Below are 13,764 nucleotides of genomic sequence, written 5' to 3'. Positions count from 1 at the left end.
CCATTCGTGGCTTTTTGCTCAACGGAAAGCGAAAAACGTCGTTTTCGTTTTCCTCGCAAATCAATGACATTAGGTTGCGAGTCATTGATTTGGACGCCCCAAGCGGGGCGCATTCTCCTCGGCAAGTGGAAGGGTGAAAATGAAGGTGCTCCCGGATTCCCCGGTCGATTCCAGATGAATCCTCCCACCGTTCATTTCGACCAGCTGCCTGCATATGGGCAGTCCAAGCCCAACACCTTCCCGGCGGCTTTCGGTGAAAAGGTGATCGGCAGGGTATTTCTCAAAGATGGAATCCCGCTTGTCCAGGGGGACGCCGGGCCCAGCATCGCGCACGAAGACCTCCACTATTTTCCCGTTGCCGTCATCCCCGCCCAGCCTGGCGCCAATGATGACATCCCTATCGTCGGGGCTGAACTTTATTGCGTTGGACGCCAGGCGGGTTGTTATGTCCACCACACTGTCACGATCCGCAAAAACCTTGGGCAGATCTTCGGATACTTCGGTCTTGAGGGTTATCCCTCTGCCCCGGGCGATGTCCTGTGTACTTACCATGGCGGTGAGCAGGGCGTCCGAAACAGCGAATTTCTCCGCGCGAAACCTGTAATCGGCCAGTTCAATCCTCGAAAGACTCAGGAGATCCTCGACGATCTCGATGAGCTTGGCCGTCTCGGATTCGATGGAATCCATGTATTCTTTCTGCCGGGACGTCGCCGGTTCGTACATCTCCCCACGCATCAGGTCGGTGAACCCTTTCAGTGCGGCCAGGGGATTTCTCAGGTGGTTTGAGACATTCTGAAGAAACTTGTTCTTCATGCGGTCGAGTTCCCTCTCCACGGTAATGTCGCGCAGCAGAATGATAAGTCCCAGGGTCTGTTCTTCTTCCTCATCGACCACAGCGACACTGGCCATAAGGGGCAGTTCTCCCCTGATGGAGCTGAATTTGATATTCCAGGTGGGGTTCTTCTCCCCAATGTGCTGTTTTTCCAGAATGCTGAAGATGTCCTTCGGGACATGATCGAACAGGACATGGCCGACCAACTCACCGTCATCCATATCGAGCAGATGGTGAGCCAGTGGATTGGCGTGAATGATCCTGTATGACCAGTCCGTCACAAGTACACCCTCCCCCATGTTCTGGAGGATCGCCTCCACGCGGTTCTTCTCAAGCTCCAGGGTAGCGAGCTGCCGGTCACGTTCCTGCAGCAGAAAAAGGTTGTCCAGAAGTATGGACAGCTGAACACCAATCATCTCAACCAGGTTGCGGTCATCCTCAATAAAAAAATCCTTTCGGTTGCTGAAGAGCATGACGCTGCCCAGGACATCCATGGAGGATCTCAGAACAACTTCCAGGCTGGAAAGGGAGGGCCTGCGGAAAGTCTTTTCTTCAATTTCACTATCCTCGATCAGTTCCGTAGTCAGGGCGGCGATCTTCGACCTGTTACATCCCCTATGCAGACCTAAATTTTCGCCGCCTCTTCGTAGAAGCTCTTTTTTGGATACCTTCAGGGGGACGTTTCGCGTCCTTATCGCAACGGTCTTGAAGTCGGCTTCCGGGAATGCGAGAAAAACAACACCAAGATCGTAATCAATGACCTTTGAAACAAGCTGGAGACAGCTCTGCAACAGGGTTTTGGGCTTGTCCAGGAGCGAAAACAGCTTGCCGACCTCGTTGATGATGGTTAATTCGAGCAGCTTTCTCTCGAGGATATCGTCCGCGCGTCCCTTGAGGGTTTCGCTTGTCAATTCATCACGACCAACCGGTTTCGCAGGGGTTCTGGCCTCCTTCAGAAGGGAAGAAATGGTTTTAAGAAGATTCTTCTCCTCAATGGGTTTAGTGACGTAGGCATCAGCCCCAACCTCCATTCCCCAGAACCGGTCCTTCTGGGTGTCCTTCGCTGTCATCATAACCACCGGCAGATCCTTCAGGCGGTCATCACTCCGGATAAGCCGGCATACCTGATAGCCGCTCATCTCAGGCATGATGATGTCGAGAAGAACCAGGTCAGGTGGATTCTGCCCGATGGAAACCATGGCCTCATGCCCGTTCATAGCCCTCTCAACCTCACACCCCTCACGGCGGAGGATATCTTTCACCAATTCATGGATAAAAGGGCTGTCATCCACAACGAGTATTCGATGCCCCATCAATAGGCTCCCTTCACTCCGGCCGGTAGTTTAACGATAAAACGGCTACCCTGTTTATCGTCCCTCCCGTCCATCCTAACGCTGCCTCCGTGCATATTCACAATCTTTTTGACAATGGTCAAGCCCAGCCCGCTTCCCTTGGTTCGCTCGTAAAAAGGCTGTCCGACCTGCTTATATTTTTCGAAGATACTCTTCCTTTCCTCCGGTGCAATACCGGGCCCTTCGTCAAGGATCTCCGTAAAAACATATCCGTCCTCCAGATAGGCCACCGTGTCCACGGAACCTCCCCTCGGGGAGAACCGGATGGCATTGGAGTGGAGATTTATGAGAACCTGAAGAATCCTCCGCCTGTCCCCCATAAAAACGAGGGATTCTTCATCTCCCCTGATGGACATCCTCAAGGTCACGTCCCTTTGACGACTCAGGCCCTCCATACTCTTCAGCCCATAAGCCACCAGTTTGGGCATTGATATGGGCTCAAGTTCCATCCTGATCCTATCTGAATTCAGGCGGTCCAGGTCCAGGAGATCGTTTATCAGGGAGATCATCCTGTCGGCCTCCGAGTCGATGATATCAAGATAGTCACCTACAACCCGATCCGCCCCCTTATTCTCATTCACGAGCAGTTCCACAAAACCTTTCAGGGATGTTAAAGGGGTCCTGAGATCGTGGGTTACGATTGCCAGGAATTCATCCCTTCTTCTTTCCATGTCTTTAATTTCAGTCATGTCTCTCATGGCCAGGAGAAATCTCCGGCCGGCGATATCAAGATCCATTGAAAGACCCACAAGCTCAATGTCCTTACGCCCTACGCCGGAATCCTGTGTGAGGGAAACCATGGTCCTGACGGGTCTGCCCTCCGCCTTGTTCACGGACGACATAAAACCGTCCGACAGAGGAAATCCCGAACCGGATAAAGTTTCACCGGCCGGTTGTCCGGTGATCCATTCGAGAAACTGCCGGGCGGCAGGGTTCAGATCAACGATCCTGCCGTCCTCCTCAATAACCACGAGGCCCTCATCGAGAATCCGGAACACTTCATCCTTTTCCCTGCTTAACGTTTTGACCTCAACCAGGTGGGATTGAAGCTCCTTTACCAGGACCTTGTTCCGGGAGCTGAGCTGATGACGCTCGATGGCCCTCTCCACGGATCTCACCAGGTCCTCACGGACGATGGGCTTGCGGATATAGTCGTAGGCCCCCGCTTTCAGGGCATCAATGGCGCTCTCCAGTGAGGCATAGGCCGTAACCATGATCACCGCTATGTCGTCCTCCATCTCCTTCATGCGGCCAATGACCTCGGTACCCATGAGATCGGGGAGGACCAGATCCAATACAACAACCTTGAAGCGCCCACTTTGAAAAGCGCTTATGGCTTCCCGGCCGGAGGCGGCCACTGAAACATCGTATCCCTCTTCACGAAGTATCTTGGTCAGAACCTCCTGAAAGAACTTCTCATCATCTACGACGAGAACAGGCCCGGGATCGCGGGTCGCAGGGCCTTCTATGTTCACGATTTCTCCTTTTTGCCGGAACTCTTCCCGGCCATGGAAGCCCGGCCTTTTATCTTAACCGGCTTGAGGGAAGCGGCTTCCAGGACCTGACCCACATCCCCGACAGGGATTATCTCCATGCTCCGCAGGATGTAGGAGGGGATCTCCTCCAGATCCGGGGAGTTTCCTTCCGGGATAACAACCCGCTTGACCTGCGCCCTTTTGGCAGCGAGAAGCTTTTCCTTGAGGCCCCCTATCGGCAGAACCCTTCCCGTCAGGGTCACCTCTCCGGTCATGGCAAGGTCAGGTCCCGGCGGCACGCCGGACAGAGCGGAAACGATAGCCGTGGTAATTGCGATACCCGCGGACGGCCCGTCCTTGGGAATGGCCCCGGCCGGAACGTGGACGTGAAAATCGAATTTTGCAGCGTTCTCCGGCTCAATTCCCAACTCCCTGCCGTGGGACCGGATAAAGCTTAGGGCGGCCTGGGCGGACTCCTTCATGACATTGCCGAGGGAACCCGTCAGGGTAAGTATCCCCTTCCCCTTGACGGCGGCAACCTCGATATAAAGGATGTCCCCCCCCACCGGGGTCCAGGCAAGTCCCATAACAACCCCGACCTGAGGTTCACCCCTCTCCTTCGTGCCGAAATGCCTTGGGGGACCAAGATAGGCTGAAATATTGCCGGCGGTTATCCTTGTCCGGGCGGTCTTTCCCATGGCGACCTTCTTGGCCGCCTTCCGGCAGAGATTCCCGATCTCCCGCTCCAGGTTACGGACACCTGCTTCTCTGGTGTATTTCAGGATGAGATGGTCCAGCGCTCCATTGGAGATGGAAAGAAAATCCTCGTTAATGCCGTTTCTCTCCATCTGACGGGAAATAAGATACCGTCTCGCAATATGTCTCTTGTCCACCGCGGTGTATCCCGCAAGCCTGATTACTTCCATCCTGTCCAGCAGGGCCGATGGAACCGGATCGGTCATATTGGCGGTGGCGATAAACATGACCGGGGACAGGTCATAGGGAACTGCCAGGTAGTGGTCCCGGAAGGCATGGTTCTGCTCGGGATCCAGGACCTCCAGAAGCGCCGAGGACGGATCACCTCTGAAATCCGAACCAAGTTTATCTATCTCGTCGAGCATGAATACGGGGTTTCGGGATCCTGCTTGTTTGATACCCTGGATGATCCTCCCGGGCAGGGCCCCGACATAAGTCCGCCTGTGGCCCCTGATTTCAGCCTCGTCCCTCATACCGCCAAGGGACATTCTGACGAAATTTCTTCCCATGGCTCTGGCGATGGACCTGCCGAGTGATGTTTTCCCGACGCCGGGGGGGCCCACGAAACAGAGAATCGGCCCCTTCAGTCCCTTCCTAAGCTTGAGGACTCCCAGATACTCAAGAATCCTTTCCTTGACCTTTTCCAGGTCGTAATGGTCATCATCCAATACCTTCTGGGCCTTTTTCAGATCCAGACGGTCTCTTGTGGACCGTTTCCATGGCAGCTCCACCATCCACTCAAGATAGGTCCGGATAATGGCAGCCTCAGCGGAATCGGGATGCATTTTTGAGAGTCTTTCGAGCTGTTTTTCAACCTCCTTCCTGACCTCGGGGGGCATTTGGGCTTTCTCAATCTTGTCCTGGAATTCCTCGCTTTCGGTCTCTCTGTCGCCCTTTTCTCCCAGTTCCGCCTGAATCGTCTTGAGCTGCTGACGGAGAAAATATTCCCTCTGGGTTTTCGTCATCTCCTCCTTGGTCTGGTCCTGGATGCGCTGCTGCATCTCGAGGACCTTGAGTTCTCTCCTCAAAACCTTGTGGACAAAGACGAGGCGTTCGTTGGGGTCCTCCATTTCCAGAGCCATCTGGGCCTCGTTCAGATCCAGCCCGATACTCGATCCAGCCAGATCGGCAAGTCGCCCCGGATCATTGATATTTTCAGCGACAGCCAGGACGTCCGGAGGAATAAGCTTGCCCAATTGGACCATGCGGGCCATCCCTTCCTTCAGGGCCCGGGCAAGCGCCTCAACCTTGACCGGAACGGCATCGAGGCTTATCTCCTTTATTAGATCGAGTCGAACGGAGAAGAAAGGTTCCGTCTTAAGAAACTCCTCGACCCTGCCCCGCTGCAGCCCCTGAACCAGTATCTTTACCTTTTCATCAGGAGTCTTGATCATCCTGACGATTACCGAAACGGTGCCGGTTATGGAGATCTCATCCGGTGACGGATTTTCGTTCTCCCCCTCACGCTGTGACGACAGGAAGATCAGGCGGTCCCTCTTCAATGCCTCATCAAGGGCGTTGATGGATTTTTCCCTACCCACGATCAACGGAACGATCATGCTCGGAAAGACCACCATATCCCTTATGGGAAGGAGGGGCAGGATCTTGGGGATGGCCGGTTCCAGATGTTTTTCGTCCGGTGCCCCCGGTTCCTCCGTATCTCGCAATTCTTCTTTCATTCAAAACCCTTTCCCTTGAGCCAGGTTATTCTGATACCGGAATGCTTACAGCGCCCTTTCTTCTCTCTCCGACCTTCGGAATTCTTATCATCAGGAGCCCATCTTTCAGACTTGCGCTGATATGGGTGGACTGCACACTGGCCGGAAGATCGATAACCCTTCTGAAATAGCCGAATTGCCTTTCCATTCGAAAGAATTTTTTACAACCGCTGTAATGAGGTTCCTTCTTATATCCCTCGATAATCAGCCTCCCCTGATCAAGGGTCAGGCTGAAATCTTCCCTTACGGCTCCGGGAATCTCACCTTCAACAATAATCTCGCTTCCCTTTTCCCACACATCGATGACCGGTTCGGAAGTCTCGGTCCCTTTATCGGAATGGGTAACGGCACTGGAGAAAAATTGGCGGCCGAGTCCGCTTTTTCGTATTCTCAGCCAGGTTGCATCGGCGGTGGCGTCCCAGAACTTTCTCACAGGTCATCATCCTGTTCCAGGCGTTTTTCAATGTAGCTGCGAAGACGCGGGCCCAGATCCGGGTCTTTCAACGCGTAATGAATATTTGCCGATATAAATCCCAGGAGATTCCCGGTGTCGTGTCTCAGACCGTCAAAAACCAGTCCAAACACCCCCTCATCGGCGGCAAGTCTGTCCAGAGCATCGGTCAGCTGAATCTCCCCTCCGGCGCCTGGATCAAGAGAATCGATAATCCCGAAAACGGCCGGCGGAAGGATATAACGGCCGATAACCGCCAGGTTTGATGGAGCTTCCCCGGGAGACGGCTTTTCAACAAGACGGGATACCCTGTACAAGCCAGGCTCAACCATCTCCCCCTCGATGATCCCGTAGCGATCGACCTCTTCGGGTGGCACCTCCTGCAGGGCTATAACGGTCCTGCCAACCTTCTCGAAGACGTGGATGAGTTGGGAAAGGCAGGGCACATCAGAATCAATAATATCATCACCCAAAAGAACGCCGAACGGCTCATTTCCGACAAAATTCCGGGCGCAGAGGATCGCGTGTCCAAGCCCCATAGGCTCCTTTTGGCGCACAGACGCGATCTCCGCAAATCTTGAAATATCACGGACCCTTTCCAGAAGCTTCTTCCGGTTACTCTTAGCCAGAAACGATTCGAGATGGGGCGAAATGTCAAAATAGTCCTCAATGCTGCTCTTTCCCATCCCGGTAACGAGGACGATATCCCGAATCCCGGAACGCACCGTCTCCTCGACAACCTCCTGGATGACAGGCCGGTCGAGGAGGGGCAGCATCTCCTTTGGGACTGATTTGGTGATGGGCAGAAATCGGGTACCCATACCTGCGACAGGAATGACAGCTTTGCAAATCCTCAACGGCTCTTCTCCCACGGCAGACAATCCCTGCAGTTTGACCCTGTCCATCCGGTCCTTACCCCCCAGACGAAAATATCCCAAAGGCGACCACCTGTCAGTGGTTCGACAGGCTCACCATCCTGAGCTTGCCGAAGGAGCGAAGTGAATCCGCCTGGTACTACCCCCACCGCGGAATGCACGCTTCGCGCACATCCCGCTTGATGGACTTTTTACGAGTCCATCAACCTTAGAAATATAACAGATAACACCGTTTTTCCAAATATCTTAATCGTCTTCCCAAAATGTCAATAATTGAGGGCAGGCAGATATGCATAGGAGCACTTGACAAATCGACACCCTTTGAAAATAATGGCCCCTTACTGCCGAAGTGGTGGAAGTGGTAGACACGCCATCTTGAGGGGGTGGTGGGCGAGAGCCCGTGCGAGTTCGAATCTCGCCTTCGGCACCAACGATCAAAAAGTCCCCTGAAACGGGGATTTTTTATTTGGTTCATCCTGGAAATGAGTACCTGGATGAGGACCGGACTTTGGGAAAAGCTAACTTAACACAGGGTACACAGAGTTACTCAGGGTGACACAGGGTTAAATCAAAATCCTTAACGGGTAGAAGTTCCAAACATTCTTATCTCACGCCCGCTTATCACACACACAAATAACGTGACTCGCTTAAGACGCCCCTCGGCAGGCTTCCTTCGACTTAGCTCAGGATTGCTTCCGTCTTCGTTTCCTGAACTACGACGGGACAGGCGCAATGACAACAATAGTGACAAAGGTACGCATTATTGTGATGAACCATAAATAATATGGGGGGGTGTCTCCAGTGAGTCACGCCATCGGCGTGACGAACGGGTGGTGAAACAATGCGCCTTATCGCGATGCGCCACTCCTTAACCCCAAAAGATTTCTGATTTTATCCGCTTCCGATGTTTGCCTTATCCCTTCCATCCCCTTCATCCCTGTTAAACCAAGCCTTTGCATCCGCTTTTCCACTCTGGACACTGGACTCTGGACCCTTCGACAGGCTCAGGGCAGGCTCTGGACTGACTTACCACGTTGGACATTGATAGGGTCGTAAAAAGTCCATTAATGACTTTTTGCGAAGTCATCAACACTTGACAATGAAATAAAACATGCTTTCATTTAATCAACAGACCCTTTTTTTCACATGTATGGGGGTTGATATGAATCGCAATTGGTCCCGTATATTATACTATTCAATGGCGGGTTGGAAACAGGCGTCCATCCGCCTGTTTTTTCTTCTCTTCCTCATGATTATTGCAATCTCCGCCTGGAGCAGACCGCCCTTCTGGCTGACATTTTCATCCCTGGCTCCGTTTCTTCTGTTCTATTTCCCAATGGTGGGATTCCTCATGGAACTGCTGGACAGGGATTGGGAGGATTGGCACCTCTAGCAGCACGCAGAAAAACCGGATCCCAGAGTCGAAGGTCGCGGATTCAGAGTTCAGATGGGTTCGATACTTCGATACTGCCTTTCCCAACGTGTCTTCTTTTCCCCTCTCTGGATTCTGAACCTATTCTACTACCCTACAGCATACAGCTTATAGCCCGCCTTCCCCGTTGGACGTTGGTCATTCTTTATCCCGCATACACGTCTCGTCAGGGACGTCCCTGACGCCCTCCAGATCTATATTCTCTATTTACATTTTTTTATTTTCTATCTATATGTCAATCGATAAGCCTTACAGATACGCTGGCGGCACCGGTTGTTGAGGCGGCGTTTTTCCCGGTTATCGCGTCAAATGGTGGAGTAGAACATGAACGACATTGGAACAGTGATCCTGAGGTTCCGCAATGCCGGACTTAAGATCACCCCTCAAAGGTTGAGCATCTTCAGACTTATCATGAAAAACCAGAGTCACCCATCCGCCGATGACATCTATCAGAAAGTCCTTGAGACACATCCGTCCATATCGTTTACCACGGTGTACAAGACCCTTCAGATCCTGCGGGATTTTGGGGAAATTATCGAACTAAACATTGATCCTGAAAGGGCGCATTATGACCCCATGGTAGAGGATCATTACCACACATTCTGTTCCAGGTGCCGTGAAATATGGGATTTATTACCCGACCCCGCAATGGAATCCGCCTTTCCTCCCTCCGCGCCCGACAACGGGTTCATGGTTAAGAGCGTTCAGGTTCACATGGTGGGTATTTGCGGCCATTGCAGGGATTAATTTCCAACCTTGATGACTTCTTACGAAGTCATCAAGGCGCCCATTGGGGGCGCACAAATCGAAGATTTGTGAGGAAAGTGAAAATGACACTTTTCGCTTTCCGTGGAGTAAAAAGCCATGAAAGGACTTTTTACGACCCTATCAACATGAACATTGAACGTTCTTTATCACGTTGAACGTTGAACGTTTTTTACCCCGTTGGACTTTTTGCGGGTCCATCAACTTTACAGGAGGACATGCCATGGCCATATTCAAATGCACGGAATGCGGACAGACGAAGGAGGGCCGCTGTAAACCCAGGAAGTGTCCCGCCTGCGGGGCCGCCGACAGCTTCGAAAAACAGGAATAAAACGACCCGGTCCGCAACCGGCACAAGAAGGAGCCCTCAACTGAAAAACATGGTTTCCCGTCTGCCCATTCTGTTCCTTTTATCCATATTCGTCGTATCCTGTGCGTCCAACATAAAACGGGAGACCGGCCCGTCGGAAAAACTTGCCGAGGCAGAATCCCAGGTCAGCAAGGGACATTATACGGAAGCCCTTAACAGCCTTGACGGTCTGGAGACCCTCACTGCCGGAACCGCCCTGGGGGGAGATGTAAAATTTTTGCTGGGCGAGGTAAATTTCCACCTTGGAAAATATACTGAGGCGGATTCGTACTATGCCTCCTATGAATCGAATTACCCGGACGGGCCACACGCATCCGAGGCGCTTTATAAGCGGGCCATGGCCAAGGTCAGGGAGATACGGAAAACCGTTCTTTACTTTTTCGGAATCAGGAAGGTCATCCCGGCGGATCGGGATATTACGCCCATCAGGGAAGCGCGGCTCCTTTTCACTCAATACCTGGACCGATTCCCGGAGGGAGAGCACGCGGCTGAGGCCTCAAACATGGCCGACACCCTCCTTGAAAAGGAAGGCCTGCATGAACTGAATATAGCCTCCTTCTATCTGAAAAAGGGTAAAACGGAGGCGGCCATATCCAGGGCTTCCGCTGTAATGGACGGGGACTTTTCACCGGAGATCAGGGAAAAAGCCGGCCTGATTGTTCAGCAGGCCAAAGCTCGGACGGATTCACAATAAACTTTTAAGCAGTAAGACACCCTGCAGACGCCTGGCTTACAGGCCGGCCGCTGTACCGAATACCAGGGAAAAGACCTGTGATAGGTTTCCAAAGGCGTGCCAAACCTGAGGAGCATTGGGCATGGGGAGCGTTCGTAATGGCTGAGGAAAACAATCTTCGGTTTCAAGGGGTAGGAAACGGCATAGCCGAGGTTGATGTTCTCATTTTGCGCGGGCAACTTGACGATGCGGAGAAATCCCTCCTGGCCATGCATAAGCGGAATCCGGATTTTGCAGACATCTGCAACAAGATGGGCCAATTATACTTTCAGAAAGGTGACTATCTCCGCGCCAAGGAGTTCCTGGCCAGAGCGGTCAGGCTTAACCCGGACTACACCGAAGCGTCCCTGAACCTGGCGGTTACCTACAACGAGATTGGGAAATATGAGGAGGCCAGAAAGGTTGTAGACCGGGCCCGTGAGAGGGTCAGAAGGAAAAAGATCCCCATTGACCCCTTTATTGCGGGAAAGCTGGCCAACAAGCACAAGGAAGTAGGTGATATTTACAGGGAACTGGGGCTAATGCAGGAAAGTGTGGATGAATATCGGAAGGCCCTGACTCTCTCACCTGGTTTTGCCGATATCCAGGTCAAGTTGGGAATTGCGCTCAGGGAGATGGGCCGCATCGATGAGGCCCTGGATATTTTCTCCACTACGGCGATCAAACGGCCGGACTATCTGGATGCCAGAATTCAGCTTGGCATCACCTACTTTTCACGAGGATTTGTTGACAGGGCACAGGATGAATGGGAGGAGGTTCTGCGGCTGGATCCTCAATATTCCAAAGCCCTGATGTATCTGAGTTTCATTAGGGAGCAGGAGGATTTCTAGAAAACGGGCAACATTTTGATAGGATCGTAAAAAGTCCATCCATGACTTTTTTCGAAGTCATCAATTTTGATAACCTCGCAAAAAGTCCGTCAATTTTTCACCTATCGTTCCCTTGACAGTGCGGCGAATGAATCCTATCATCCCATTAACCATTGATAGGGTCGTAAAAATGATAGGGTCGTAAAAAGTCCATTTATGGCTTTTTACTCCACGGAAAGCGAAAAGTGTCATTTTCACTTTCCTCACAAATCAACAACTTGCCCTGCAAATCATTGATTTGGGCGCTCTTCAATGGGCGCAGTGATGATTTCTTGAGAAGTCATCACATTTAAATAGTACCAAAAAAATGTATCGCCCCCCGGCGCAGGAGGATGCCGTGAGAATGACACAGGAGAATTCCATGAGAGCGTTCCGTCTGATTCTCTTTACGGTAGCCGGCGTTATGTTGGCAGGCATGATCGTATTTACGGCCGCCCCTGTCCTGGCCGCGAACGGAGGAAAAGTACACATCGTCCAGAAAGGCGACACTCTCTGGGACATATCCTCTGAATATCTTTACGACCCTTTCCTATGGCCCAGGGTCTGGAACGCCAACAGGGAAATTGAAAACCCGCACCTGATCTATCCAGGACAGAGTATTACCATTCCTGCGGAAATCGAGGCTCCCAAACCGGCGCCCCGGGTAGCAAAACCGGTTCTCCCCCCACCGCCTCAGCCGGTTGCCGAGGAAAAACCCACGGTTATTCCCAAACCCGCGCCGGAGGTCGAGCCGGTCCTCGAAACCCAGCCGGTGGCCATCCAGCACGAGGTCATTGAGGCCCTGAGCACATACGGCTTTATCGCGGATAAAAGTGAAATCGGCCTCGGTACCATCTCCTCCCAGGAAGAGACCCATATGCTCATCGGGCCGGGCCAGACGGTATTTATTACCCCTGCAAAGGGGCGGTCTCTGGAGAAGGGCGAGAAATATTCCATAGTGCGGGTCTTCAAACAGGTCTTCCACCCAGTTACAGGCAGGCCGATGGGATATCTGGCCAGGATACTGGGAGACCTGTCGGTCGTGGATGTGGGCAACAAGGTGGATACTGCAATAGTTGGGGATATCTATATGGAGGCGCAGGTTGGGGATCACATCATGAAGCACGTACAGTATCAGACATGGCACCGCAAGAATGGGTCACACCCCGGAGAGGTGCTCCGGGGGGTTGTCCTGATTAGTCCTGAGGGAAAAACCATTATGGGAAAAGGGGATGTCCTTTTCCTGGATCTTGGCAGGAAGGATGGCCTCGGAACGGGCGAGGTCCTCACGGTATTGGGCCCAAAGTCAAAAAGCTCTGGGGGAGAAATATCCGCGACGCAATCCAACACCCAGAGATCAAAAGGAAAGGTCGAGGTAATAATAGCCAGAGAGCGAACATCTCTGGCCAGGATCATCCAGAGCAACAGGGAGATAACACCGGGAGATCCGGTAATATCTTCCCCTCAGCAGTAGAATCCAGTCTTCCCTTTTTGTTCAGGGAAAAGCCAATTCACCACAGCGTAACCACTTTCAGGTCACACCATCCTTCGACAAGCTCAGAACAGACAGGGTTATTACACAGGGTAAAACCTAAAGATTAGTATTTTTTACCTTAAAACCCTTCTGTGGAGCAGCCTCCGAACGGCTGCACTGTGGTGAAACAATGCGCCTTATCGCATCGAGCTGCTCTTTCCCCAAAGACTGAATTCTTATTTTCAGGGATATTCGCCGGCAAGGCGTTACTGTGTCGTTCCGCCCTCCGCCGGGGCCTGGCTCTCGGAGGCGGGGGTAGTGCTGCTCTGTGAACCGGGGGACGGCTTCTGTTCATCAGCGGGGATGTTGCCGGTCCGGGCAGGGGATTCCTGAGTTGTTTGGGACTGGACCGGAACCGCCGGCGCAATGGTCCTGCCCCTTAGGCCGGCTGAAGAGAGGTAAGCCAGGCTGAGGGACGTAACCATAAAGAGGACCGCCGCAGTCGTTGTCAGCTTGGCCATGAACCCTGCGGGACCACCGCTTCCAAAGACCGTCTGGCTGGCGCCGCCAAACGCTGCTCCCATCTCAGCGCCTTTACCTGTCTGGAGAAGCACTACCAGGATCAGGAACAGCGCGACAGTGATGTGAATAACTGTGAGAAATATGATCAGCATTACTGTTTT

Annotated in this window: 12 protein-coding genes and 1 tRNA gene; 7 read left to right on the top strand and 6 right to left on the bottom strand. The window is 52.6% G+C overall.

Annotated features, from left to right (window positions below):
- Positions 1-81: 81 nt before the first annotated feature.
- From GXP52_03665 to galU, 5 genes are read right to left on the bottom strand one after another with little or no spacing between them, the layout of a single operon-like run.
- Positions 82-2,145: a response regulator gene (locus GXP52_03665; GenBank protein ID NOY86381.1), complete on the bottom strand. Its 2,064-nt coding sequence runs from the start codon at positions 2,143-2,145 to the stop codon at positions 82-84.
- Complete coding sequence (locus GXP52_03660; GenBank protein ID NOY86380.1) at positions 2,145-3,659, bottom strand: response regulator; 1,515 nt, start codon at positions 3,657-3,659, stop codon at positions 2,145-2,147. Before GXP52_03660 ends, GXP52_03665 begins: the two co-directional genes overlap by 1 nt.
- A complete protein-coding gene (gene lon, locus GXP52_03655) occupies positions 3,656-6,094 on the bottom strand; it encodes an endopeptidase La (GenBank protein ID NOY86379.1) in 2,439 nt (812 codons plus the stop codon). Before lon ends, GXP52_03660 begins: the two co-directional genes overlap by 4 nt.
- A gap of 25 nt (positions 6,095-6,119) precedes the next feature.
- Entirely contained in the window at positions 6,120-6,566 is a 447-nt protein-coding gene (locus GXP52_03650; GenBank protein NOY86378.1) for an Hsp20/alpha crystallin family protein, read from the bottom strand.
- Complete coding sequence (gene galU, locus GXP52_03645) at positions 6,563-7,489, bottom strand: UTP--glucose-1-phosphate uridylyltransferase GalU (protein ID NOY86377.1); 927 nt, start codon at positions 7,487-7,489, stop codon at positions 6,563-6,565. Before galU ends, GXP52_03650 begins: the two co-directional genes overlap by 4 nt.
- A 313-nt stretch (positions 7,490-7,802) precedes the next feature.
- Here galU and GXP52_03640 point away from each other — a divergent pair.
- The 7 genes from GXP52_03640 (at position 7,803) to GXP52_03610 (ending at position 13,081) form a co-directional block, all read left to right on the top strand.
- Positions 7,803-7,889: transfer RNA gene (locus GXP52_03640), tRNA-Leu, on the top strand.
- A 732-nt stretch (positions 7,890-8,621) separates the two neighbouring features.
- Positions 8,622-8,852 carry a hypothetical protein gene (locus GXP52_03635; protein ID NOY86376.1) on the top strand — a complete coding sequence of 77 codons (231 nt, stop codon included), beginning with the start codon at positions 8,622-8,624 and terminating at the stop codon, positions 8,850-8,852.
- A 363-nt stretch (positions 8,853-9,215) separates the two neighbouring features.
- Positions 9,216-9,638 (top strand): transcriptional repressor, encoded by a 423-nt coding sequence (locus GXP52_03630; protein NOY86375.1) that lies wholly within the window; start codon positions 9,216-9,218, stop codon positions 9,636-9,638.
- A gap of 241 nt (positions 9,639-9,879) precedes the next feature.
- A complete protein-coding gene (locus GXP52_03625) occupies positions 9,880-9,987 on the top strand; it encodes a rubredoxin (GenBank protein ID NOY86374.1) in 108 nt (35 codons plus the stop codon).
- A 49-nt stretch (positions 9,988-10,036) separates the two neighbouring features.
- Positions 10,037-10,720: an outer membrane protein assembly factor BamD gene (gene bamD, locus GXP52_03620; GenBank protein NOY86373.1), complete on the top strand. Its 684-nt coding sequence runs from the start codon at positions 10,037-10,039 to the stop codon at positions 10,718-10,720.
- A 137-nt stretch (positions 10,721-10,857) separates the two neighbouring features.
- A complete protein-coding gene (locus GXP52_03615) occupies positions 10,858-11,589 on the top strand; it encodes a tetratricopeptide repeat protein (protein NOY86372.1) in 732 nt (243 codons plus the stop codon).
- Between the two features lie 382 nt (positions 11,590-11,971).
- Positions 11,972-13,081 carry a LysM peptidoglycan-binding domain-containing protein gene (locus GXP52_03610; GenBank protein NOY86371.1) on the top strand — a complete coding sequence of 370 codons (1,110 nt, stop codon included), beginning with the start codon at positions 11,972-11,974 and terminating at the stop codon, positions 13,079-13,081.
- 266 nt (positions 13,082-13,347) lie between these two features.
- Here GXP52_03610 and secG read toward each other — a convergent pair whose 3' ends face one another.
- Complete coding sequence (gene secG, locus GXP52_03605; protein NOY86370.1) at positions 13,348-13,752, bottom strand: preprotein translocase subunit SecG; 405 nt, start codon at positions 13,750-13,752, stop codon at positions 13,348-13,350.
- Between the last annotated feature and the right edge of the window lie 12 nt (positions 13,753-13,764).

The organism is Deltaproteobacteria bacterium, from assembly GCA_013151915.1.
Classification (GTDB): domain Bacteria; phylum BMS3Abin14; class BMS3Abin14; order BMS3Abin14; family BMS3Abin14; genus BMS3ABIN14.
This window is presented reverse-complemented; position numbering and strand designations above follow the sequence as displayed.